Source organism: Chryseobacterium sp. MHB01 (assembly GCF_034651565.1).
GTDB lineage: Bacteria > Bacteroidota > Bacteroidia > Flavobacteriales > Weeksellaceae > Chryseobacterium > Chryseobacterium nepalense.
Genome location: NZ_JAYEDA010000003.1, coordinates 90,489 through 114,382 on the forward strand (window position 1 = coordinate 90,489; position 23,894 = coordinate 114,382).

General features: G+C 36.6%; 21 protein-coding genes. 10 read left to right on the forward strand and 11 right to left on the reverse strand.

Features of this window, described 5'->3' with window-relative positions:
* Positions 1-12: 12 nt before the first annotated feature.
* The 3 genes from U9K52_RS06625 to U9K52_RS06635 are packed head-to-tail and all read right to left on the reverse strand — an operon-like array spanning position 13 to position 5,325.
* Complete coding sequence (locus U9K52_RS06625) at positions 13-873, reverse strand: hypothetical protein (protein ID WP_263603191.1); 861 nt, start codon at positions 871-873, stop codon at positions 13-15.
* A gap of 18 nt (positions 874-891) precedes the next feature.
* Positions 892-2,412 (reverse strand): RagB/SusD family nutrient uptake outer membrane protein, encoded by a 1,521-nt coding sequence (locus tag U9K52_RS06630; RefSeq protein WP_312172869.1) that lies wholly within the window; start codon positions 2,410-2,412, stop codon positions 892-894.
* A gap of 12 nt (positions 2,413-2,424) precedes the next feature.
* The gene (locus U9K52_RS06635; RefSeq protein WP_322925706.1) at positions 2,425-5,325 is read right to left on the reverse strand and encodes a TonB-dependent receptor; all 2,901 of its coding nucleotides are present in this window, start codon (positions 5,323-5,325) and stop codon (positions 2,425-2,427) included.
* Positions 5,326-5,502: 177 nt separating this feature from the next.
* Here U9K52_RS06635 and U9K52_RS06640 point away from each other — a divergent pair, with 177 nt between their 5' ends.
* From U9K52_RS06640 to U9K52_RS06650, 3 genes are all read left to right on the forward strand, one after another.
* Complete coding sequence (locus U9K52_RS06640; protein WP_248393207.1) at positions 5,503-6,690, forward strand: MFS transporter; 1,188 nt, start codon at positions 5,503-5,505, stop codon at positions 6,688-6,690.
* A 29-nt stretch (positions 6,691-6,719) separates the two neighbouring features.
* A complete protein-coding gene (locus tag U9K52_RS06645) occupies positions 6,720-7,505 on the forward strand; it encodes an NUDIX hydrolase (protein WP_248393204.1) in 786 nt (261 codons plus the stop codon).
* 119 nt (positions 7,506-7,624) lie between these two features.
* Positions 7,625-8,803 (forward strand): acyl-CoA dehydrogenase family protein, encoded by a 1,179-nt coding sequence (locus tag U9K52_RS06650; protein WP_322925707.1) that lies wholly within the window; start codon positions 7,625-7,627, stop codon positions 8,801-8,803.
* Positions 8,804-8,845: 42 nt separating this feature from the next.
* On the opposite strand, the gene U9K52_RS06655 is transcribed toward U9K52_RS06650, so the two are convergent.
* The 5 genes from U9K52_RS06655 to U9K52_RS06675 form a co-directional block, all read right to left on the reverse strand.
* Complete coding sequence (locus U9K52_RS06655; RefSeq protein ID WP_322925708.1) at positions 8,846-11,539, reverse strand: PD-(D/E)XK nuclease family protein; 2,694 nt, start codon at positions 11,537-11,539, stop codon at positions 8,846-8,848.
* Positions 11,536-12,072: a hypothetical protein gene (locus U9K52_RS06660; protein WP_322925709.1), complete on the reverse strand. Its 537-nt coding sequence runs from the start codon at positions 12,070-12,072 to the stop codon at positions 11,536-11,538. Before U9K52_RS06660 ends, U9K52_RS06655 begins: the two co-directional genes overlap by 4 nt.
* Before the next feature lie 4 nt (positions 12,073-12,076).
* Positions 12,077-12,475, reverse strand: a complete 399-nt coding sequence (locus tag U9K52_RS06665) for a hypothetical protein (RefSeq protein WP_248393184.1) — start codon at positions 12,473-12,475, stop codon at positions 12,077-12,079.
* Between the two features lie 62 nt (positions 12,476-12,537).
* Positions 12,538-13,173, reverse strand: a complete 636-nt coding sequence (gene rsmG, locus U9K52_RS06670) for a 16S rRNA (guanine(527)-N(7))-methyltransferase RsmG (RefSeq protein ID WP_322925710.1) — start codon at positions 13,171-13,173, stop codon at positions 12,538-12,540.
* 89 nt (positions 13,174-13,262) lie between these two features.
* Positions 13,263-14,084, reverse strand: a complete 822-nt coding sequence (locus tag U9K52_RS06675) for a GLPGLI family protein (RefSeq protein WP_322925711.1) — start codon at positions 14,082-14,084, stop codon at positions 13,263-13,265.
* Positions 14,085-14,226: 142 nt separating this feature from the next.
* On the opposite strand from U9K52_RS06675, the gene U9K52_RS06680 reads away from it, so the two are divergent.
* The 5 genes from U9K52_RS06680 to U9K52_RS06700 all read left to right on the forward strand — a co-directional run bounded on the left by U9K52_RS06680 (position 14,227) and on the right by U9K52_RS06700 (position 19,867).
* Positions 14,227-15,420 (forward strand): pyridoxal phosphate-dependent aminotransferase, encoded by a 1,194-nt coding sequence (locus U9K52_RS06680; protein ID WP_322925712.1) that lies wholly within the window; start codon positions 14,227-14,229, stop codon positions 15,418-15,420.
* 36 nt (positions 15,421-15,456) lie between these two features.
* Entirely contained in the window at positions 15,457-18,396 is a 2,940-nt protein-coding gene (locus tag U9K52_RS06685; RefSeq protein ID WP_312172849.1) for a M16 family metallopeptidase, read from the forward strand.
* A 158-nt stretch (positions 18,397-18,554) separates the two neighbouring features.
* Complete coding sequence (locus U9K52_RS06690; protein WP_248393166.1) at positions 18,555-19,187, forward strand: peroxiredoxin; 633 nt, start codon at positions 18,555-18,557, stop codon at positions 19,185-19,187.
* Between the two features lie 126 nt (positions 19,188-19,313).
* Positions 19,314-19,619, forward strand: a complete 306-nt coding sequence (locus U9K52_RS06695) for a thioredoxin family protein (RefSeq protein ID WP_072883076.1) — start codon at positions 19,314-19,316, stop codon at positions 19,617-19,619.
* Positions 19,619-19,867, forward strand: coding sequence for a DUF6952 family protein (locus tag U9K52_RS06700; RefSeq protein ID WP_248393165.1), 249 nt, complete (start codon positions 19,619-19,621; stop codon positions 19,865-19,867). The genes U9K52_RS06695 and U9K52_RS06700 overlap by 1 nt, the downstream gene beginning before the upstream one ends.
* A 166-nt stretch (positions 19,868-20,033) precedes the next feature.
* On the opposite strand, the gene U9K52_RS06705 is transcribed toward U9K52_RS06700, so the two are convergent.
* The 3 genes from U9K52_RS06705 to U9K52_RS06715 are packed head-to-tail and all read right to left on the reverse strand — an operon-like array spanning position 20,034 to position 22,292.
* Positions 20,034-20,720 (reverse strand): Bax inhibitor-1 family protein, encoded by a 687-nt coding sequence (locus tag U9K52_RS06705; RefSeq protein ID WP_263603201.1) that lies wholly within the window; start codon positions 20,718-20,720, stop codon positions 20,034-20,036.
* Between the two features lie 50 nt (positions 20,721-20,770).
* A complete protein-coding gene (locus U9K52_RS06710; protein WP_322925713.1) occupies positions 20,771-21,220 on the reverse strand; it encodes a hypothetical protein in 450 nt (149 codons plus the stop codon).
* A gap of 37 nt (positions 21,221-21,257) precedes the next feature.
* Complete coding sequence (locus U9K52_RS06715) at positions 21,258-22,292, reverse strand: acyl-CoA reductase (protein ID WP_322925714.1); 1,035 nt, start codon at positions 22,290-22,292, stop codon at positions 21,258-21,260.
* Positions 22,293-22,351: 59 nt separating this feature from the next.
* Here U9K52_RS06715 and U9K52_RS06720 point away from each other — a divergent pair, with 59 nt between their 5' ends.
* Both U9K52_RS06720 and serC read left to right on the forward strand, forming a co-directional pair.
* Entirely contained in the window at positions 22,352-22,702 is a 351-nt protein-coding gene (locus tag U9K52_RS06720; protein ID WP_034682968.1) for a 4Fe-4S binding protein, read from the forward strand.
* A 118-nt stretch (positions 22,703-22,820) separates the two neighbouring features.
* Complete coding sequence (serC, locus tag U9K52_RS06725; RefSeq protein ID WP_322925715.1) at positions 22,821-23,885, forward strand: 3-phosphoserine/phosphohydroxythreonine transaminase; 1,065 nt, start codon at positions 22,821-22,823, stop codon at positions 23,883-23,885.
* Positions 23,886-23,894: the final 9 nt, after the last annotated feature.

Sequence of the window (23,894 nt, forward strand, 5' to 3'; positions counted from 1 at the left end):
TTTTGGAAAAGTTTATTGTGTTCTTCTTAGTTCAACCTTATCAATACTCAGACCGTTGACTGTAGTTCCTCCGCATTTAATAACAAGATAAACTGTTCCGGTTGTTGTTGCTGTGTATATTCCTCCGTTTTTGTCACCGTTACATCCTATTGACGAAACTCTTCCTTTAAAAGCCGATTTTCCACATCCGTCCCATGTATTAATATTTCTGTACACTTTTCCGCTTACGTCCTGTCCCGCAGGAGGAATGCTGTTCAACATATACACCTCAAACCACGTATCTACCAGAGCAGAGTTGGATGATGCTACCATATCGATGGCATATTTCTGCCCTGCAACGACATTCACAGCCTGATAGATTGCCTGCTGATTTCCGCCGTTTGCTACGATAGTTGCTACGCCCGTACCATTTCCCATTATCCATTGAGCCCCCGAAGCACTTATGGGATGTATCGTCCATTTTGAAACATCATCCGCTGAATCAAATCTTCCGCCCTGAATAATGTTTCCGGCCACAGGATCATCTGCAGGAACGGTAATTGTCTGGCTGGCCGTACCTGCAAGGGTACCACCTATACCATATGCCTGATGCTGTATTACATAAGTTCCTTTATCCGGAAGAAAAATATCCTGAATGTTTTTTCCTATGTTGTATCCTTCATCATCTATATTCCATTTTGTGGTAATATAGTTATTGGCATTTGTTGTAAGTCTGTATCTGTTTTCAGCTGTTTTAGATACTTTAAAAGATGCATCCACACTGCCTTGAGTAAGTCCGTTTCCGTTATCATCCAAAGTATCCGGTGTACAACTTGCAAGAAATAATGCAGCTGCTCCTAATAAGAATGATTTACAAATATATTTAGTTGTCATGTTTATATAATTTTTAAATTAATATCCAGGATTTTGTTTTAGGATTGTTCCTGTAAGCTCTGTATAAGGAATTGGAAGGATTTCATTTTTACCTGTGATAAATCCTCTTGAACCTAATTTAGAAGATGCTTCTCCCCATCTTACCAGATCAAACCATCTGTGTCCTTCTCCTGCAAGTTCTCTTCTTCTTTCATCTTTTACCGCCTGTAAAGTTACCGGTACTGAAGACAGTCCTACTCTTGCTCTTACTGCATCAAGAAGAGCCTGTGCTCTTGCTCCCGTTCCGTTAAGTGCTTCAGCTTCCATTAGGTAAGTATCTGCTAATCTGATATAGATGTAGTTCTGGCGGTAATTTAGCTCTGAAGCTCCGGGTAATGTAGTCACTTCATCTTTTGTAGGCATAAACTTATTAAGGAAGTATCCTGAATCCATGTAAGCAGGTGAATAATCTGCTTTACCTTCCTGTTTCAACTGTTTTACATTTAATATAGTAGCACCCATTCTCGGATCCCCCAGCATGAAATTATAAAGATCCGGTGTAACAGGATTGAATGCCCAGCCGGCAACTACATCCGGAGCTGTTGTTGCAGATTTGCTGTATCCTCTTGGTGCAACCATAATATTAATAGAGTTTCCTTCATCATTTCCCTGTCCCCAGAAGCCCCAGTCCGAGTTTCCTTTATTGGTATGCATCACTTCGAAAATAGATTCTGACGTGAATTTATTATCGGTTACCCAAAGGCTGGCAAAGTCCGATACTAATTTGTACCCGTACTGGCTTGTTCCTCCCGGCGTTCCGTTTACTTCCGCAAATTGAGCTGCTGCCTCCGTTTTTTTATTCTCATATAAGTATACTTTTCCAAGTAAAGCTCTGGCTGCCCCCTGCGTAAATCTTCCTCTCTGATCTCCCGAAACAGTCATTGGAAGATCCGGAATAGCAGCAAGCAAATCTGCCTCTATCTGTGCGTAAACTGCCGTTTTTGCTGCCTGAGGAATATTATAATAATCGTCATTAGCTTTAATTTCATTAAGAATCAACGGAATATTACCAAACATTCTCACCAGTTCGAAATAATATAATGCCCTTAACGTTTTGGATTCTGCTACAAATCTTTTTTTAATGGCATCACTCATATTTGCCAGAGGAACCTTTTCAATCAAGACATTTGTTCTTGAAACACCCTGATAGTAATCTCTCCAATAGCTTGCAGGCATTGTATTAGGATTCAGCTGATAGTTTGATAATCCCTGAATTCCTGCCCCGTCTGTGGCACTTCCTCCTCCAGCGTAGAAATCATCGGAACCTGCGTTGAAAAAAGTAACCATATTTTCAAATCCTCCGGCATATTTTCTTACAGGATCATATGCTCCTACAAGAGCAAAGAAACATTCCTGTTCATTTCTGAAAAAATTATTGGTATCGAATGCACCCAGGTTTTTTACATCTTCAAGATTATCGGTAGTACAGGCAACATTGATAAGCCCTGTCCCTATTAATAATGATGCTGCTATACTTATTTTATATATTTTATTTTTCATTGTCAGTAAAATTTAGAATGTGATATTTGCTCCAAAAAGGAAAGTCTTTGCCTGTGGATAGTATGCCCTGTCAATACCAAAGCTGTCACCCGCAGCAATTTCAGGATCATATCCTGTATACTTTGTAAATGTGAAAAGATTTTCCGCAGTTATATAAAAACGCAGTTTGCTTACTCCGAAGTTTTGCGTCATTGTCTGTGGAAGAGTATATCCTACCTGAACTAATTTTATCCTTACATAATCTCCTTTTTGCAGATAGTAATCGGACATCCATGTATAGTTATGGTTGGTGTCATTAGTTGTTACTCTTGGTGTGGTGTTGGATGTACCTTCACCCGTCCATCGATCTAAGATAGCAGTCTGGTAGTTGGCATTTAAGATATCAAGACGTCTAAGTCCCTGGAAAATCTTATTACCAGCCTGTCCTTGTGCAAATACCATTAAATCCCAGTTTTTATAATTCATATTAACCGTCATACCGAAGGTATATTTCGGAACCGAATTTCCTAAATTTACTTTATCCAGATCAGTTATTTTCCCATCACCATTGGTATCTGCCCAGATGAAATCTCCAGGTTTCGCATCAGGAAGGATCAATTGGCCGCCTGCGTTTCTGTATGCATTAATCTGATCCTGGTTTTGGAAAATTCCTAATGTTTTATATCCATAGAAAGAACCGTATGATTCTCCTACCTGAATTCTGGAAACAGGTCCCATAGACTGGAAACCTGGTCCGTCGATATATAATCTTCCGGATTCCAAACTTGTAACCGTGTTTTTAAGGTATGCAAAGTTTCCGTTAACAGAAACACCAAAATCTGTCCAGTTTTTTTTGTATCCTAACTCAACTTCTACCCCTTCGTTTTCCATGTCACCAATATTGGCCGTAGGTGCAACCGTTACTCCCACATATCCCGGGATCTGAACCTGTCTTAAGATATCTGAAGTTTTCTTTTTATAATAATCAACTGTTAAATTAAAGTTATTCAGGAATTTAATATCCGCCGCAACGTTAAGCTGTGATGTTGATTCCCATTTCAGATCAGGATTTGCAAGTGTATTTGGGATATATCCCGGCATAATTACATTGTTTCCATTGGTATAATTCGCTCCCGGTACATAAAAGTTTGCAAAAAGGAAATCACCGATACCATCATTTCCTAATACCCCGTATCCTCCGCGTAATTTTAAGGTATTAACAATTTTATTTTCCGGCCAGAAATTTTCTTTATCTACATTCCAACCCAAAGAGAATGCAGGGAATGTCCCCCAATGATTATTTGACCCGAATTTAGATGATCCGTCACGTCTTATGGTTCCGGTGAATAAATATTTATTTGCATAATCATATACAACTCTACCAAAATAAGATGCTTTGTGAGTATTGATGTAATCCCATGCATTAACATTCTTTTGATCCTGAGGAATAAAATAATTAAAAGATGCATCTTCATAACTGCTGATAGGAAGATTGGTGTGCGTCACTGTTTGTCCGAATCCGATATTATATTCGTAATATCCGGTACCCGCCAAAACATTAAGGTTATGCTCTCCGAATCTCTTCTGCCAGTTTAATGTATTTTCAAAACTCCACTCCAGTTTTTGCTGGGTAGTTCTGCTTAAGCTGTTAAAATTTAGATTACTGTAGTTAGGGTTTAGATAAAAAAGCGGTGTAAAGCTCTGGTTGCCCCAGTATGCTTTTTTACCATTGATTGATGATTTAAATGTAAAATCTTTTAAAAACTTCACTTCTGCAAAAATATTGGCGATGAAATCATCAGACCATCCTGAATTTCCTAATTGCGTATATCTGAAAGCAAGCGGATTAGACATTTCCTGTCCCACCAATGTTGAAATACCGTAAGGATTTCCATAAGGATCTCTTACAATATTTGGATTTGAATAGGTGTTGCTGTTGGCTACAGCAGGATCTGTTACAACTACGGGTGTTGTAGGATCCAAATTTACGGCAGAGCTTAAAGGCCCTCCGAATTCACCGTTGGAATTAATTCCCTGAGACTTTGTATGCGTATAGGCAAAGGTCTGTCCTACCGTCAACCAGTCTGTTAATTTATGTGTTGAATTTAAACGTCCTGTTAATCTTTTGTAATAAGAAATGTCACTTAAAACAATCCCGGTCTGATCAAAATATCCGAATGAACCGTAGAATGTAGATTTTTCATTTCCTCCGCTGATGCTTACTTCGTGGTTTGATCTTTCTCCTGTACCAAAAATGACATTCTGCCAATCTGTTCCGCCACCCAATGATTGTGGATTCTGGAATACAGGGTTTTGCCCTCCGTTTACATAAGCTTCATTCAGGATTGTTGCATACTGTGTTGCATCTAAAAGGTCCAGCTTCCGTGATGCTCTCGCCGTACCGTAAGAACCATTATACGAAAGATTTAGTCTTCCTCTTCTTCCTTTTTTGGTTGTTACAAGAATAACTCCTCTTGCAGCTGAAACCCCGTAAATGGCAGAAGATGCACCGTCTTTCAGTACTTCCATGCTTTCAATGTCAGATTGATTCAGCCATCCGATACCATCCACAACAATACCGTCTACCACCCACAAAGGATCGTTATTGGAATAATAACTGGTAATACCTCTTACCCGAATCGTAGCTGATGATCCAGGCTGTCCTGAATTGGTGATTACATTTACCCCTGCAGCTCTACCCTGAAGTACCTGCTCAGGTTTTCCGGCAGGAATATTTTCGATATCACTTGCCTTGATACTTGAAATAGCACCGGTAACATTACTCTTCTTCTGAGTTCCATAACCGATCATTACAACCTCTTCGATTTTCTGCTCTTTCTCGAGGGTGTCATTCTTTGTGTTCTGGGCATTGAAATTGGCAGTAAAATAAAGCACTGCAACCATTCCCAAACTTCTAGATATTCTTACATTCATATACAGTTAGTTTTTTAATTCTCAAATTGAGACAATAAAAATATATTTTTTTTCTTTTATTTAACATTTTATTAATAATTATTTTAATTTTTCGTTTATTTTTGGGGGTTTAAAGGCATAATTTTTATCTTTAAAAAGCTGATTTTTGTTAAAATTTTAATGATAACCGTCCCCAAAATGACAACCAAACTTTCAAAAATTTCACTTCCGCTGCGACTTACTTTTCTAATTTTTTCGATGGTGCTGAATTGTATGGGTATCGTTATCCTCCAGCTTTCAGAGGCAAAAGTTACCTATGAAAAACTTGGTTTCTTAGAATCATTCAAGGATCTTCCGATTGCATTTATTTCACTTTTTGCAGTAAATTTTATCAGCAGATTCGGAACGAAAAAATCACTCATTCTGGCTTTAACAATTGTTGGGATCTGCTCGCTTATTTTACCATTTGTGGAAGTATTTTGGTTTTACCGGCTGTGGTTTGCAATCATCGGGGCCTGTTTTGCGATTGGCAAAATATGTGTTTTCGGGATTATCAGGAATAATATTTCAGAAGAAAAAGCACTCGCCAAAACCATGAACAGCGTAGAGGCGTCTTTTATGATAGGAATTTTTGTGGTGAATACAGGTTTCGGATGGCTTATTTCCAGTCAGTATTCACAATTCTGGAAATTCGGATTTTTATCAGTTTCCCTGCTATGTGCTGTTACGATCTTTTTATTTTCAAAACTTCCCGTTTCAGAGCCGGAAAGAATAAGGAAAGATAATATTATAAAAGATCTTGCGGAAATTTTTAATCCGATATTAATCATATTTTTGGCGGTTATTTTTTCTACCGTATTTCTTGAACAGAGTTTTAATTCCTGGCTGCCTTCTTTCTATAAGAAACATTTGAAAGTCAATTCTTTTTTTGCATTGCAGGCTTCATCATTTTTAGCACTATTTTCTTATTTGGGAAGAACAATTACGGCAAATATCATTCACAGATTTTCACTGTCAAGATATTATATTTTTTGTATATCACTTATCATAATGGTACTGATCATCATCATAGGAATACAGTTTTTTGACACCGAAGATTCAAGGGCGCTTTTGTTCCTGTTTCCTGTAATAGGATTATTTCTAGCCCCGCTCTACCCTGTTATCAATTCAAAAATGATTGCAAGGATAGATAAATCCAGAGCAAACCTTTTTACATCGCTTATTGTTATTTTTTCGTCTTTAGGAAGTTCTGTAAGTTCTATTATTATGGCCCTTTTATTCGGAAACGAACTGCTGTCTTTCTATCCGCTGTATATCTTATCTGCTGTTATTGTGATATTTATAATTAGTTTAATTTATTTTAGATTTGCAGATAAAGAAATTTAGAAAATAATTTTATTTTTACCACCATGAAAATGAATACCGAAAAAAATAAGGAAACACTCCGGGAACTTATTGATACAAAAGATTTTGTAGCACACGTATCTGTCGACTGCACCATATTCGGTTTTCATAACAATATTCTTAAAGTTTTGCTTTTAAAATACCATGATCTTGATTTGTGGTCTCTTCCGGGAGGTTTTGTATTCAATGATGAAGATCTTCGCGAAGCGGCAGAAAGGGTTTTACATGAAAGAACGCATCTTAAGGATATTTTTCTGAAACAGTTTCACACGTTTGGAAGAATCGACAGAACAGAGAATAATGTGCATCAGATCCTGCTAAAAAATAAAGGTATTGAAGTTCCGAAAGACCACTGGATTTTCCAGAGATTTATCACAGTGGGCTACTGCAGCCTTATCGATTTTTCTATTGCAAATACTTTTCCCGATGCTTTCAATGAAACCTGTGAATGGTTTGAAGTCAACAACTTACCTAAAATGGCTTTCGATCACGACAGAATTATTGAAACCGGACTGGAATATTTAAGAATGAATATCAATACGGAAGTGGCAGCAAGTAACCTTCTTCCCGAAAAATTCACCATGAAAGATCTTCAGTGCCTGTATGAAACAATTTTAGGACAGAAATTCAGAAGAAATAACTTTCAGCGCAAAATCTTAAGCTTAAATATTTTAGACAGGCTTGAAAAACTGTATGACGGATCTGCTAATAAAGCGCCCTATTTATACAAATTTAAAAACAGAATTTACAATCCTACCAATCAATACCCTATTTCAAACGAAGAAGAGGAAAACTGATTTATTGTTTTTAAACCGATACATCAACATAAACTATTAAAAATCAGCTTATAAAAAGACATTCAAAAAAATTTCTCTGAAATAGTTAAAAGTCTTATTTTTAGGAAAATTAAAATATAATGTCATATTATTCCCTTACAAGCATTCCCGATTATTACGGGATTGATTCCTTACTTACCGAAGAACACAAACTTATCCGCCAGTCTGTAAGAGATTGGGTAGAAAGTTTTGTAATGCCACAGATTGATCATGCTGCACAAAACCACACTGATATCCCGAACCTGATGAAAGAATTGGGACAGATCGGAGCTTTAGGACCTTATATTCCTGTCGAATACGGTGGTTCCGGACTGGATCAGATTTCCTACGGGCTGATTATGCAGGAGCTTGAAAGAGGTGATTCTGCCGTGCGTTCTGCGGCTTCCGTACAAAGTTCGCTGGTAATGTTTCCTATCAATGAATTCGGTTCTGAAGAGCAGAAGAAAAAATATTTACCTAAACTCGCAGCCGGAGAAATGATCGGATCCTTCGGTCTTACCGAGCCTAACCACGGCTCTGATCCCGGTTCTATGGAAACCAACTTTAAAGATATGGGAGATCATTATCTTTTAAATGGTGCCAAAATGTGGATTACCAATTCGCCATTGTGCGATATTGCTGTAGTTTGGGCTAAAAATGAAGAAGGCAAAGTACAGGGATTGATTGTTGAAAGAGGAATGGACGGTTTTACTACTCCGGAAACCCACAATAAATGGAGTTTGAGAGCCTCCAAAACAGGAGAACTTGTTTTCAATAATGTGAAAGTTCCAAAAGAAAATTTACTTCCGGGAGTTACCGGATTGAAAGGACCTTTATCTTGTTTAAATTCAGCGAGATATGGTATTTCATGGGGTGTCATCGGTGCTGCTATTGATTGTTACTGTACTGCAGTTCAATACTCTAAAGAAAGAAAGCAGTTCGGGAAACCAATCGGTTCTTATCAGCTGCAACAAAAAAAATTAGCAGAATTTTTAACGGAAATCACGAAAGCTCAGTTACTTTGCCTGCAGTTGGGGACTCTTAAAAATGAGCATAAAGCTACCCCGGCACAGATTTCAATGGCGAAAAGAAACAATGTGAAAATGGCCATTGATATTGCAAGAGAATCCCGACAGATTTTAGGAGGAATGGGAATCATGGGAGAATTCCCAATGATGAGGCATGCTGCGAACCTGGAATCTGTAATAACTTATGAAGGAACTCATGATGTACACCTTCTTATTACAGGTCTTGATATTACCGGAATAAACGCATTTTAAATAATCAAAAAAGGTGGCTTCGATAATCTCAGCCACCTTTTTTTAATTTGAATACGTCTTAATTTCTTCAATAAAATTAATATTAGGATTCAGGATTTCTTCAATCAGGCTCTTTACGGATTTCATAGCATCCTCAATATTTCCTTTCTCAAACTGAAGAGAAACTACTCCTTTTTTAGCTTCGGCAAAACTCCAGATTCCTGTTTCTACAGGCATTCCCCAGAACTCGGGGAGATTTTCAACCACATATTGATAAATGCAAAGCTGCAAAGCCTGCTTTCGGTCACTGTTATGGAAATATTCATCAATTTTATCTTCATCGATTTTTACAACGAGATTTTTGATTTTAGCTGTTTTATAATCTATAATTCTAAGCGTTCCGTTGAGCCTGTCGATTCGGTCTATAAAACCAAAAAAAGAGATTTTATCGTTTTCATTTAAATAAAAATCTACTCCTTCAAAGCGTTTTTCAATATCAATAATTTCTAATGAATTTCCACTTTTCACCAACTCTAGATCATACGTCAGAATTGTTTCGATTACTTTTTTAGCAATTGCCCGATGAATAAAATTCATTCCTTTTTCATAAAATTCCGGCTGGTGTTTCAGTTTGTCAATAGCAATCTCTATATACTGATCTATTGCTTTAATTGAATTCTTTAAATCATTTTCTTTTAATACTTTACCTTTTAAAGATTCATAAACTTCTTGAAGTGAGTAATGAACAAGATTTCCATAATTTTTCACAGAAAGTTCTTCTTCAATCTCATCCGTTTCAGAGGTGTTCAGAATTTTTGAAAGATAAAAATCAATAGGGTTATACAGGTAACTGGTAAGGTGGGATGCCGAAACTTTTGCTTTCCATTTTGCCAGTCTTTCAAGAACGATATCCGTTTTCTTGATTTCAATGGGCTGTGTAATGATAGGCTCCGAAGAATTCTCTATAATAAGATGTTCAATTTCATGGGAGCTTTCCATTTCGATCTGCGTAATAAATCTACTTTTTTCTCCGGTATTTACACCCGAACTTAATGCATTAAACAACAGATGAACATTCTTAGAATCCTGAATAAGCCGGTAAAAATGATAGGCATAAATACTGTCGTTTTCTAAAAAGGTATGAAGGTCAAAGAACTTTCTTACATCAAAAGGAATATAGGTGTTCTGCGAATTTCCAAGTGGAAGCTTACCCTCATTCACGGAAAGTAAAATAACATTTTCAAAGTTGAGAAGACGCGTTTCCAGAAGTCCCATGATCTGAAGCCCTCGTAAAGGTTCTCCCTGAAAGTCAATACTTTCTGAATTAATATGCTGATTGATCAGGATTTCCAGTGTCTCCATTTTTATCTCAAACAGATACGGAGAAAGCTGATTTTTAATAATCCTGAACGCATTCTCAAAATGGGAAACATTCTCATACTGAATATCATCAATGTCAAGCCATTTTATTTCCTGGCAGAAAGCAATCAGTGCATCAAGATAATCGTTGGTAGAGTTTGCTTTCTGGAGTAAATTAAAGTAGGAAAGACTGCTCAGCAGTTCATTCAGAAGTTTTTTAGAAATATAGACGATATTTCTTTCCTCAATTTTAGTTTTAAAATTATTGATAACCAATTCATCTTCAGCAGATTTCGGCAGTTCTTCAAGAATAGGAAAAATATCGCGGTAATAATAAGAAGATTTATTTTTTTCCAATTGCTTCTGAAGATAAAAAAGCTGTTTGACCGCATTTGAAAAAGAAAGGTTTTTCAACGGAAAACCCATCGTAATGTTCAGGTTCTGAATCCCATACATCACATCAAGGCTTGCAGGCAGGAGATTTTCATCCAGCAAGACTACAGCTGTATTCGAATAGGTTTTATTGTCAATTTCTTTAAAAATTTCCGGTAAAATCTTGGTTTGGGTAATATTTCCGGAAACTTCATACACTTTTATATTTTTGGGCTGGTCAAAATCGTCCTCAATCCATTTAAAAACACGACTGTCATTAAACTCTTTCCATGTTTTATGATCTCTGAGGAACTTTCCTGCTTCCTGTCTTTCATCATCAAAATAGTATCTGTCTGCCTGAAAGAAACACTGTGCTTTATTCCATTGCAGAAGGCTTCTCACCAGTTTTTCCTCTACCGGAGTAAATGCATTGAAACCGCAAAAGACAAATTCTTCTTTTGTATTTTTAGAATACTCATCAATGTGCTTTCTTGCCGTCTCATGAATCATTCCTGAGGTTGCCCAGTTTTTTTCCAGCAATTTTTTCTTTAATACCGGAAGAAAAACATTCATATTTTTCCAGAAATTGAGGAATTTCTTTCTGGGAACATCTTCTTCATCACCAAGATTTTGCGCCCAGTCTTTTATTCTTTCTTCATCAAACATGTAATGAAGCACCGCCTGGTCGCTCTCTGAGAATTTCATCATGTCGTCCCAATCCTTCTGCAAAGTAGGAAACCATTTCAGAAATTCTGAAAAATCGTCATTCGGAATAAGATTAAGGCTTTTATAAACATCAAAAGCAAAAAGCCAGAGTGAAATTCCCTGGATTTCCTGTGTATCGGCAATACGATGAATGAGTTCTTCGATCGTAAAAAAATTGGGTAAAAAACCGGAGTAATTTCTTTCTTTTAAAATCTGACGTATAAAGACAATAGGCCGTTTTCCGGGTAGAATGACATTAAACCCGGACAGATCCGTGTTTTGCCCAAGAAGTTCATCAATGATTTTATTCAGGAATTTCAAGACGATTTATAGCTTTTGTAATTTTCTAATCCTTCAGCAATAATACGATTATATTCCGATTGTTTGTCTTCAAGAATTCCGTTTTTTGTTTCACTGTCGTATTGTCGCTGGAAATCCTGATATTCCTTGAGAATTCTGTTATAAATTGTTTTAAAATGCCTGTCGAAATCCGAGGATGTTTTTATATTTTCCGCCACTTCTTTGCGAAGTTTACGTGCGTATACTTCGGCTACATCAAAATGTTTTTGTTCATGAAGAAGCACATAATCGTTAATCCTTTTAACATCTTTCCATGATTTATCTTCGTTAAAAACCGTATTGATTTCTATTTTAATCGGTGCTTTCGGATTTGATGATTTTACATAGGAATAAATCCAGCCGCAATTGGTATAGGCGACTACATTGGTTCCTCTCTGGTTATTTATTTTACTTTTAAAGTTACTCCAGTCTAACTTTACATTTTCATTCCAATAGATTTTCTGACTGAATAATACATTGGAAATCAGAAAACAGGCTAAAAAAATCCATTTCATTTATTTACTCAACTACAATTGTCTTGGTGATCCAGTTATTACCTCCGTTCCAGAATTTAAAAGTATAAATACCCGTTTTACGAGGACTGAAATTTATCTGGTTGGCAGAAGTGTACGTGGCTTGGGTACAAGGTCCGCTGGTTATATATTTATAAGCGGTAACCGTTCTGGTAAGATTGTCGTTATGAACATAATCGTAGCCATAAAATCCCTCACAATGAGACGGATAGGTAGAATACGTTTTAATGCTCTGAATACTGAAAACATCCATCGTGTCATTCACTATTTTTACGCTGTCTATTTTAATTTTATCGATGGATTCAATTGTCTGATAATCGTCGTCGTCATCACAGGAAGTAATGGACAATCCTAAAATCAGCACAAAAAACAGAAGCTTTTTCATAACAACAAATTTTGATTATCAGTATATTTTGAGCAAAAATTATTCCTAAAATATGTTAAAATTTAAGAATTAAAATTGCCTTTTGACACGTAAACCACTCTTTTCGTATCAAAAAATTCTTCATCAAAATAGTTTTTAAGATTGAAAATTTCACATTTGATTCCGGCGAGCTCTTCCGCAAGATCTCCACCTTTTAAATATAAAATTCCGTTATGCTTGGGATTAAATTGTTCTTTTTCAAATTTGCCTTTCAGCCATTTCAGAAATTCCGGCATCTGGGTTACCGCACGGCTTACCACAAAATGAAATTTCTCTTTCAGCTTTTCTGCCCTTCCGTGAACGGCATTCACATTCTGCAGTCCTACACCTTCCGCAACTGCTTGTACAACAGTTATTTTCTTTCCGATAGAATCAATTAAAGTAAATTCTGTTTCCGGAAACAAAATCGCCAGTGGAATTCCGGGGAAACCGCCGCCTGTTCCGATATCCAAAACCCTGGTTCCGGGAGCAAACTCCATTACTTTGGCAATCCCCAGAGAATGCAAAATGTGCTTCTCATAGAGTGATTCCATATCTTTCCTGGAAATTACATTAATTTTTTCGTTCCATTCATGATAAAGATTTTCCAGTTTACCGAACTGTTCAATCTGTTTTTCTGTAAGATGCGGAAAGTATTTTAGTAGTAACGTTGTAGACATGTAAAATATTATAAAAAGCAAAAATAAGTTTTTATAAGCTTTATTCAAATAACATTAACTAAAGATTCTCAGATATTACTTTTTTAGAGTTATTCTCTTTCAATATTATTATTGGTTCTTCGTAACCTTTTTGTCATTTCTTCATCCATCTTCTTCATCTTCTTCATTTCATCCGTTCCGATCCTTGCAATATATCCGTCGTTAAGCTGAAGATCAACCCTGCCTTCCTGCTTATTAACACTCATATTTTCAATATCTTCACTATTAAAAATATAACCACGCATTATTTTTTTATATTCCGTAAAGGTCATCTTTTTTACAGATTTTGGAAGCAGTGAAAAAATTTTGTTAATCTTCTTAACCTGAATTAAATTGAAAACGTGATCGTTTTCAGAATCTTTAATGCTGACAACAATTCCGGGAAGGCCTGAAAATTTATACGGACCATCGTTGATGGGATACTCTTTACTGAACCATGCTTCCCAGACTCTTCCTTTATAACGCGCGGTGGCTTTCTGGCAGCTGATACCATTTATCTTCATAAATTCCTTTTCGATCTTCCATTTCGGAACATCATTTTCCTGAATTACAAGATGTACGGTTTTAAATTGATCATAAAAATTTATCTCCTTTTTTGTATAATTCTTTTCTACAATATAGCTTAAATTCTGATCATAAGATTTTGCCTGAAGTAAATCACCGAAATTCCTTGTAACAATATAGGAAGAATCTCTTTCATACTTGGCGGCATTATAAAAATAAGATTTCATGCCATCTGTATCAAGATTCATATAATCGGTAATCACAGAATCTTTTTTACCTGCATCAGGTTTCATCTGGTAAGAATACGTAAAACGGTACTGCTGAGCCGAAACAAAAGAAACAATGAGCAGAAAGAGTAATTTATACATTATTAATATTTTAGCAATCAGAATCCAATCGAATAACTACAAACATAGTGATAAACTTTCAGCCGGACAAAAAAGTTTACTTATATTTTAATTTTCCATAAAATACTTTTTATTATATATTTGTTAAATTAGAAATTATTAAATGGAGAAACTTTCAGACAGAGTAAAACGACTTGGTTACTCACAGACTTTTGTTATGTCCAATAAGGCACGGGAAATGAAGGCCGGCGGAATAGACGTTATCAGCCTTACTTTAGGTGAACCGGATTTTGATGTTCCGGATAATATCAAACAGGCAGCTTTCGATGCCATTAACCAGAATTACAGTCACTACTCTCCTGTTCCCGGATTTTTGGAACTTCGGGAAGCAATTGTCCACAAACTGAAAAGAGACAATGAATTAGAATACAAATCGTCACAAATTTGTGTGTCAAACGGCGCAAAACAGTCTATTTTAAATGTTTTGGCCGCTTTGCTAAATGACGGTGACGAAGTGATCCTTCCAAACCCTTACTGGGTAAGCTATGACGAAATGGTAAAAATGATGGGCGGAACTTCAGTGATGCTTCCCACTTCCTATGTAACGGATTTTAAGATTACAGCCGAACAGCTGGAAGAAGCCATTACTGAGAAGACCAAGGCGGTGCTTTTCAGTTCACCATGTAATCCATCAGGTGGATATTATACCTATGATGAGTTGAAATCCATAGCGAGAGTTATCGCAAAATATCCTCATGTCACAGTAATCTCGGATGAGATCTACGAATATATCAATTACGAAACGAAAACCACTTCGATTGCTCAGTTTCCTGAAGTATATGAGCAGACAGCCGTTATCAACGGGATGTCAAAAGCTTTCGCAATGACAGGATGGCGGATCGGGTATTCCGCATGTCCGGAATGGCTGGCAAAAGCCTGTGAAAAAATTCAGGGACAGATGACGAGCGGAGCCAACACAGTAGCACAGCGAGCTTCCATTACCGCATTAAAAACAGATCCTTCGGAATATCAGTATATGATTGACGCTTTCAGAAAAAGAAGAGATCTTGTGTATGATTTAATTAAACAAATTCCCGGATTCAAAGTGGTACTTCCAAAAGCTGCTTTTTATTTCTTTCCGGACATCTCATTTTATATAGGAAAAACATTAAACGGAACAGAAATTAAAGACTCTGACGATTTTGCCATGTTCCTTCTCGAAAACGCCCATGTTGGTTGTGTAGGCGGAGTGTCATTCGGGAGCCCGGAATGCATTAGATTTTCTTATGCAGCTTCTGAAGAAGACCTCATTGAAGCAATGAAGAGAATCAAGAATACATTAGAACAATTCAGTTAAATATAATTACAATAAAAAACTAAAACTATTTCTACAATGAATTTTTTTAAAAGAATTACCATCGCTACAAGCATTGCCGCGGCCAGCTACTGCGGATATGCTTATGGACAGGATTTCCAGTGGAAAGAAGCAAAATCAAACGGTTACACTTATAAATATGTAACCAATGATCCTACTGCTGCAAGATATTACACCCTGAAAAACGGGCTTACCGTGATTTTAAGTCCAACCAAAAAAGACCCTAGGATACAGACTTTTATTGCTACCAAAGCCGGAAGCAAAACAGATCCGGCAGATCATACGGGTCTTGCTCATTATCTTGAGCATATGCTATTCAAAGGAACAGATCAGTTCGGCTCCAAAGACTGGGCAAAAGAAAAACCTCTTTTAGATCAGATTGACGCTCTTTATGAAAAGTATAACTCTACGAAAGACGAAGCCAAAAGAAAAGAAATCTATAAAGAGATTGATAAAGTTTCCGGGGAAGCTGCAAAATATGCCATCGCCAATGAATATGACAAAATGATGTCTGGAATGGGTGCGGACGGAACCAATGCCTTTACGTCTTATGAACAGACCGTGTATACGGAAGATATTCCTGCCAACGTAACGGATAAATTTCTTGCTGTACAGGCAGAACGTTTCAGACAACCAATCCTGAGACTTTTCCACACCGAGCTGGAAGCCGTTTATGAAGAAAAAAACAGAGGTCTGGATAACGATGGAAGAAAAGTATACGAAGCGATGTTTGCGGCGATTTTTCCTAACAACAATTACGGAAAACAAACCACAATAGGAACCATTGAACACCTTAAAAATCCTTCATTAAAAGCGATCAGGGAATATTACAATAATTATTACGTGCCGAATAATATGGGAATTATCATGTCCGGAGATTTTAATCCTGATGAAATGATTGCCAAAATCGATAAAGCATTCTCTTATATGAAGCCTAAAACGATTCCTGATTATAAAGTTGGCCAGGAAAGTCCGATTACGGCACCTATTACAAGAGAAGTCTACGGCCCGAATCCTGAAAATATAATGATCGGGTTCCGTTTTCCTGGAGCAACAACGAAAGACGCAAGAATGCTGAATTTCATCGGAAGTATGCTTACCAACGGCCAGGCCGGATTAATCGACCTTGATCTTGTTAAAAAACAAAAACTGCTCAGCGCTTATGCTTTCCCATATGTTCTGAAAGATTATTCCGTCCTTTTATTGCAGGGTAATCCTACGGAAGGACAATCTCTGGACGAGGTGAAAAGCCTTCTGATTCAGGAAATTGATAAGCTGAGAAAGGGTGAATTTTCAGATGATCTCATGCAGTCCATTGTTAACAATGAGAAGAAGAATATTATTCAGAAGTATGAAAAATATAATTCAAGAGCAGAGTCTCTCATGGATGAATTTACCTCTGAAGTAGATCATAGAACACAATTAGAATATATTGAAGAAATCTCCAAGATAACGAAAAAAGATATTATGGATTTTGCTTCAAAATATCTTAAAGATAACAATTACGTAGCAGTTTACAAAAGAAAAGGAGAAGATAAAAATATTCTGAAGGTAGACAAACCTGCTATCACTGCAGTTTCCGTAAACAGAGAAGATCAGTCGCCGTTCCTGAAAAAAGTTGATGAAATGCCGGAATCGCCGATCGCTCCAATGTGGCTTGATTTTAATAAAGATATTGATAAAGGCAAGCTGAAATCAGTTGATGTTCTTTCGGTAAAGAATACGGACAATCAGCTTTTCAGACTATATTATTATTTTGATTCCGGAAGATGGAATAACAAAATGCTTCCTTTTGCTGCAGAGTATCTGCAATATTTAGGAACAAAAAACAAATCTTCGGAACAAATCAGCAAGGAGTTTTACAAACTGGCTTCAAGCTTTAATGTAAGTGCAGGAAATGAAGAAACCTACGTTTCGCTGGAAGGTTTAAATGAAAACTTCGAAAAAACGGCTGCGCTATTCGAAGATCTTATTAAAAACTGCCAACCGGATCAGAAAGCCCTGGATTCCTATAAAGCAAGAGTAAAAAAGTCCAGAGCAAACGCAAAACAAAATAAAGGTGCAATCATGAGCGGACTAAGAAGTTATGCTCAATACGGTGCACAGAATCCATTCAATAATGTTTTAACGGATGCTGAGCTTGATGCATTAAAAGCAGAAGATCTGGTGAATATGCTTCATGATTTATTTAATTATAAACATAAAATCCTTCACTACGGGCCAAAATCTGCGAATGAAGTATCATCTTCTTTAGCATCCATTCATAATGTTCCGGCCTCGCTTAAAGACATGCCGAAATCTAAAACGTTCACACAGGTTTCAACAGATAAAAATCAGGTTCTATTTGCTCATTATGACATGGTTCAGGCAGAAATCTTCTGGGTACGAAACAGCGATCCTTATAATGTAAGCATTACACCAACGGTAAGTTTATTCAACAACTACTTCGGTGGCGGAATGGGATCAGTAGTGTTCCAGACGATCAGGGAGTCTAAAGCTTTAGCGTATTCTACATATTCTTATTTTTCTCTTCCGGGAAAAAAAGAGGATAAAGATATGATTATGGCCTATGTAGGAACTCAGGCTGATAAATTCAATGAATCTACAACAGCCATGAATGAACTGCTTACTACCCTTCCGAAATCTGATCAGCTATTCGAAACAGCAAAAAGCGGATTGAAAAAATCTATTGCTGCAGAAAGGATCACTCAGGACGGTATTATCTTTAATTATCTGAGAGCACAGAAACTCGGGAACAATTCAGACGTGAGAAAGATCGTTTACGAACAGGCTCCTAAACTTACTTTTGCAGACATCAATACTTTCCACAACAAAGAAATGAAAGGCAAAAACTATACGTACTGTGTTGTAGCTTCTCAGGATAAAATACAAGAGGCTGATATGCAAAAACTCGGTGAAGTAAAAAAATTAAATCTTACGGAAATATTTGGTTATTAAAATTCACCATAAATAACAAAAAGCCCTGAATTCAGGGCTTTTTTATTTGTATTAAGGCTAAAACAATTATAGATTTTATTTATCAAAACTTGTTTGTTTGATAGACGAAGTATTTCTATATTTGCAACAGAAAAATTTAAATAAAAAAACAAGAAATTATGTCTTTAGTAGGAAAAAAATTCCCGAATGTAACCATTGACGCAATGTCTGAAATGGGTGATGATCTTAGAATCAATGTTTTTGAAGAAGCAACTGCAAATCAGCAAAAAGTTCTTTTGTTCTGGTATCCGAAAGATTTTACTTTTGTATGCCCTACCGAACTTCACGCTTTCCAGGAAGCTTTAGGAGAATTTGAAAAAAGAAACACTAAAGTAATCGGTGCTTCTTGTGATACAAACGAAGTGCACTTTGCATGGCTGAATGTTTCAAAAGACAACGGAGGTATTGAAGGAGTTACTTATCCAATTCTTGCCGATACGCACAGACAACTGGCAAACCTTTTAGGAATTGTTGATCAGGATTTTGAATACAATGACGAAGGTGAAGAAGTTTTCACAGGTTCAAACGTTACATACAGAGCAACTTATCTTATTGACGAAACAGGAAAAATTTTCCATGAGTCTGTAAATGATATGCCTTTGGGAAGAAATGTAAAAGAATATTTAAGATTAATTGACGCTTATACTCACGTTCAGAAGCATGGTGAAGTTTGCCCTGCCAACTGGGAAGAAGGAAAAGATGCAATGAAAGCTGACAGAACTTCTACCGCTGAATATTTAGCTAAAAACTAGTACAATGTGTTAATTTAAAAATGAGATAATTTGAAAATTAATCCTATTGATTGTTCAAAATTATCTCATTTTCTATTTTACCATCATTTTCAAATTATTAAATTACCAAATTTTCAAATTAATAAAATGTATACAGAATTAACAGAAGATACGCTGCAGAATATTGTTAGCGAAAATGAAAAAGTAGTGGTGCAGTACGGTGCAACATGGTGTGGAAACTGCAGAATAATGAAGCCGAAATTCAAAAAATTAGCTTCTGAAAATGACAGTATTCCTTTCTTATATGTAGATGCCGAAAAATTGCCGGAAAGCAGAAAATTGGCTAAAGTAGACAATTTACCAACGTTTGCCATCTTCAGAAACGGTGAGCTGGTGAATCAGGTTCAAACCAATAAAGCAGAGAGTTTAACCGAATTATTTAACGAATTATAATGAAGTTACCCATCATAAGACAGTTTTATCAGAATCAGACGCCTGAAAACCTTGAAAAAACACTGGAAGTACTGGAAAGTTTCTGTGAATTCAGAGGAACAAGCGAGGAAGACCTTAATGTTGCCGGAGAATTGATTACCAATATCTGCGGAGCCTTGGAAGTTCATGCCAACGTACAAACAGGAATGAGTGAAAAAGATGCTTTAAACTCTTTTGCTCAGAAGGTTTTAGGATCGATTGATAAATAAATCTGATTTAAAATTGAAAGATTTTAAACTAAATTTTTGCGAAGTTCACCCATAACTTCCAAACAAAAATCCCGATGAAAAAACATCAGGATTTTTTTTATAAAAAAGTTAACTTCTTACCTTTTACTTCTAACTTCTCACTTTTTACCTCTCATTTCTCACCATCTTAACTTCTTCTGCTCATCAGAATACTTAAGATATACCAGAATAAAAGCATGATTGAAGCAAAAAGCTGTAAAGAAGCTCCTACATATTGGTTCGTACTGTAAGAATCCTTTAATTTACTTGTTTGATAAAGAATGGTTGCAGAAGCCAGAATTACCATTCCTACCGAGAACCAAAGTCCAAGATTAAATCCGAATAACATTCCACCAACAATCAACCCAAGAGATATAAATCCTCCAATCACAATGATGTTTCTAAGGAAAGAAAAGTCCCTTTTTGAAGTAAATGCGACGAATGAAATCCCTGAAAACATGGCAATCGTAAGCATTGCTGCCTGGAAAATCACCTGCGGCCCGGTATAAAGCGTTGCAATTTTAATCAGCGGAAGAAAAATAACTGCTTCCAGCAAAATATAAAATCCTAACCCGAAATATTGTGTCGATTTGCTCAGTGAAAGCGACCATTTTGTAGCCAAAACAGAAGCAATCCAGAATACTCCGATAATTAAAAGCCAGATGTAGCGCTGAGCAAACATGGCAAAGATTAACTGATCCGGCACAACCTGCAGTAAAACAGTTTCCACACCGATAAACGCAAGAATTGCTAATGCAACGTGTAAATACGTTTTTTTGTAAAAGTCGGCTTTTTCAATATCTGAAGAATGCGCAACCAAAACGTCTGTCATCATAGTTTATATATTAATTTATTACTCATTATTTATTGCTCATTACTCATGAGCTACTCTGCATATTCAGGTTTTACCCCAAGAATTTTACCATCATTTTCAAAAATTACATTGATAATATCCCTCGGCGGACTCTGCTGATCATCGGCATATTTATATTGAATGATCGGATAGGTTTCATTTTCGTACAATTTCTGATAGCCGGATTTGTACACTTCCATTTTCCGTTCAAAGCTTATTCCGCCTGATAATCTTGAAATTATATCATCAGACATGTAATAGGCTATTTTATCAGAAACCAGAGTTTTGATTTTTCCTTTGTCCGAAGATTTCAGCGCAGCAACAAATTTCATGAAGGCCTGATTATATAAATCAACTTTATCCTTACTTAATTCCGAGGTAAGCTCTATCTTCTTGCTCTCAACAATCTTTATACTGCTCTTTTGCTGGGAAACAGCCCAGTGAAAAGCAAAAAACGCACCTATAAAAAGTATTTTTTTCATGTGAATCTATGATTGGTTGATAGCAAGATACGAAGAATTATATTACTGATAAAAATTTCATCGTATCAACATTATCGGCGTACGTATCAAGACCCGGGTTTTGAGCTTCACCCAAAGCAACGGAGTTTAATCCCAATTCTTCCTTCGCCACAACACACTGAATATTTTTTTCATTTTCAGCAATGAAGTCCTTTACTTCATCCAGAGAAGAATATCTGCTGAAATTAATAACCGAAAGCGGACTGAACAGCTTATCGTCTTCTTTCAGCATCACAAAATTATTATCCCAGAATTTTTCCTGGTTTAAAAGATAAACCGCCCTGTTATAATCGTAATTATTCGCGTATTTATTATGATTGATAATATCCTGAAAACCAATGAAACTTTCAAAAAGCCTGTCAATAACATAATCCTGTGGAATTAAAAGGCGGGTTACATTTCTGCAGCCTAACCCGAAATACCGGAAAATATCTTCAGCCAGAAGCTTCAGTTCATCTTCCGTTTCATCACCTTTGATTACGGCAACAGACGTTCTGTTCTTTCTGATGATGTGAAGATGATTTTTAAAGTAATACTCGAGATACCGTGCCGTATTGTTGCTTCCCGTAGCAATTACCGCATCAAAATTTTCGAGCCTTTCCACAAGTTCAAATGTTACATTTTCATCGGAAAATTCTTTCCATTTTTTAAGTAAAAAAGGAATCATATAACGATCTTTTGAAGACAGTTTTATTATTGGAATATGATTGCTCAGTACCACGGAGATCACATCATGAAATCCCACAAGAGGAATGTTGCCGGCCAAGATGAGCCCTACTCTTTTTGATGTTTTGGAAATGGAATATTCTTTAAGCCAATTATTTATATTTTCATCCGTCAGCAGATCAGCCCATTGTTTCAAAGCAAATTTCTGGTTCTCAACCGTAAACCAGGGGTTTTCAATTTCAGACTTCTTTATCAAAAGTTCAAAATCAACATCATTTTCGTTATAATTTTCAGATTTTTTTGATAAAAATGCTTTTATATAATCACTAAGCCGTATAAGTCCTAAAACTTGATTTTCAATATTCATAAGTACTGCAAAATTGGGGAATATTTTGTAATTTTGTGCAAATTTAAAAAAAATTAGCGATGGCTATTAAAATAACTGATGAATGCATTAATTGTGGAGCCTGCGAACCGGAATGCCCGAATAATGCAATTTATGAAGGAGCAGTCGACTGGAAAGCTTCAGAAGGTACAGAACTCAAAGGTACCGTAACATTACCATCAGGTCTTACGGTAGATGCAGATGCACCGCAGGAACCGGTAAGTGATGATGTCTATTTTATTGTAACAGACAAATGTACGGAGTGCAAAGGCTTCCATGAAGAGCCGCAGTGTGCTGCAGTATGTCCGGTAGACTGCTGTGTTCCGGATGAAGATCATGTAGAATCTGAAGAAGCACTGCTTAATAAAAAAGCATTCTTACACGGAGAATAAAAACTGCCGTCTCATTCATTATGAGACGGTTTTTTATATCCGAAACCCTATATTTTATCAATACATTATAAATGAAGCCGTAAGATGAATCTGTTGCGGCAGCCAAAAAATCAATAATATGAGCAAAAAACACAACTTTAGCGCAGGACCATGTATTTTACCTCAGGAAGTTTTCGAAAAATCGGCACAGGCCATTTTAGATTTCAACGGAATCGGCTTGTCTCTTCTGGAAATATCCCACAGAAGCAAGGATTTCGTGGCGGTAATGGATGAAGCACGCGCCATTGTAAAAAGACTGATGAATCTGGGTGATGATTATGAAGTGTTGTATCTGGGCGGTGGTGCAAGCCTTCAGTTTGCTATGGTTCCGTATAACCTGATGAAGGTGGGCGGAAAAGCAGCCTATCTTGATACGGGAACCTGGGCGGCAGGAGCCGTTAAAGAAGCCAAAAAAGTAGGAACTGTTGATGTAGTGGGCTCTTCCAAAGAAGAAAACTATTCTTTCATTCCAAAAGATTACACAGTAGGTTCAGAATACGATTATTTTCACTGTACATCCAATAATACCATCTACGGGACTCAGATGAAATCCTTTCCGGAAGTAGATACTTTAATGGTCTGTGACATGAGCTCAGATATTTTCTCAAGACAATTGGATTTCTCAAAATTTGATCTGATCTATGCGGGAGCACAAAAAAATATGGGCCCTGCAGGAGTGACTTTAATAGTAATCAAAAAAGAGATCTTAGGTAAAACAGGAAGAGAAAACATGTTCTCCATTCTGGATTATTCGCAGCATATTGCTAAAGAATCAATGTACAACACCCCTCCGGTTTTCCCGGTATATGCGTCTTTGCTGACTTTGCAGCATCTTGAGCAAAACGGCGGAATTGCAGGAGCTGAAGCCCGAAATGAGGCAAAAGCAAAATTATTATACGACGAAATAGACCGCAACCCGCTTTTTGAAACATTCTGTGTAAAGGAAGATCGTTCCCTGATGAATGTTTCCTTCAAGATTACCGATGAAAGCAAAAAAGAAGCATTCGATAACGCATGGAAAGCTGCAGGAATAAGCGGATTAAACGGACACAGAAGCCTTGGAGGTTACCGTGCAAGCCTTTACAATGCTTTACCGATCGAAAGTGTTCAGGTATTGGTAGATGTCATGAAATCGATCAAGTAATTAAAGATT

Excerpts from the sequence above, each read along its gene's own strand:
- U9K52_RS06640 (WP_248393207.1), top strand. The coding sequence starts at position 5,503 with ATGACAACCAAACTTTCAAAAATTTCACTTCCGCTGCGACTTACTTTT.
- U9K52_RS06680 (WP_322925712.1), top strand. The coding sequence starts at position 14,227 with ATGGAGAAACTTTCAGACAGAGTAAAACGACTTGGTTACTCACAGACT.
- U9K52_RS06630 (WP_312172869.1), bottom strand. The coding sequence starts at position 2,412 with ATGAAAAATAAAATATATAAAATAAGTATAGCAGCATCATTATTAATA.
- U9K52_RS06695 (WP_072883076.1), top strand. The coding sequence starts at position 19,314 with ATGTATACAGAATTAACAGAAGATACGCTGCAGAATATTGTTAGCGAA.
- U9K52_RS06685 (WP_312172849.1), top strand. The coding sequence starts at position 15,457 with ATGAATTTTTTTAAAAGAATTACCATCGCTACAAGCATTGCCGCGGCC.
- U9K52_RS06665 (WP_248393184.1), bottom strand. The coding sequence starts at position 12,475 with ATGAAAAAGCTTCTGTTTTTTGTGCTGATTTTAGGATTGTCCATTACT.
- serC (WP_322925715.1), top strand. The coding sequence starts at position 22,821 with ATGAGCAAAAAACACAACTTTAGCGCAGGACCATGTATTTTACCTCAG.
- U9K52_RS06675 (WP_322925711.1), bottom strand. The coding sequence starts at position 14,084 with ATGTATAAATTACTCTTTCTGCTCATTGTTTCTTTTGTTTCGGCTCAG.
- U9K52_RS06710 (WP_322925713.1), bottom strand. The coding sequence starts at position 21,220 with ATGAAAAAAATACTTTTTATAGGTGCGTTTTTTGCTTTTCACTGGGCT.
- U9K52_RS06690 (WP_248393166.1), top strand. The coding sequence starts at position 18,555 with ATGTCTTTAGTAGGAAAAAAATTCCCGAATGTAACCATTGACGCAATG.
- U9K52_RS06645 (WP_248393204.1), top strand. The coding sequence starts at position 6,720 with ATGAATACCGAAAAAAATAAGGAAACACTCCGGGAACTTATTGATACA.
- U9K52_RS06650 (WP_322925707.1), top strand. The coding sequence starts at position 7,625 with ATGTCATATTATTCCCTTACAAGCATTCCCGATTATTACGGGATTGAT.
- U9K52_RS06715 (WP_322925714.1), bottom strand. The coding sequence starts at position 22,292 with ATGAATATTGAAAATCAAGTTTTAGGACTTATACGGCTTAGTGATTAT.
- U9K52_RS06700 (WP_248393165.1), top strand. The coding sequence starts at position 19,619 with ATGAAGTTACCCATCATAAGACAGTTTTATCAGAATCAGACGCCTGAA.
- U9K52_RS06635 (WP_322925706.1), bottom strand. The coding sequence starts at position 5,325 with ATGAATGTAAGAATATCTAGAAGTTTGGGAATGGTTGCAGTGCTTTAT.
- U9K52_RS06660 (WP_322925709.1), bottom strand. The coding sequence starts at position 12,072 with ATGAAATGGATTTTTTTAGCCTGTTTTCTGATTTCCAATGTATTATTC.
- rsmG (WP_322925710.1), bottom strand. The coding sequence starts at position 13,173 with ATGTCTACAACGTTACTACTAAAATACTTTCCGCATCTTACAGAAAAA.
- U9K52_RS06705 (WP_263603201.1), bottom strand. The coding sequence starts at position 20,720 with ATGATGACAGACGTTTTGGTTGCGCATTCTTCAGATATTGAAAAAGCC.
- U9K52_RS06625 (WP_263603191.1), bottom strand. The coding sequence starts at position 873 with ATGACAACTAAATATATTTGTAAATCATTCTTATTAGGAGCAGCTGCA.
- U9K52_RS06720 (WP_034682968.1), top strand. The coding sequence starts at position 22,352 with ATGGCTATTAAAATAACTGATGAATGCATTAATTGTGGAGCCTGCGAA.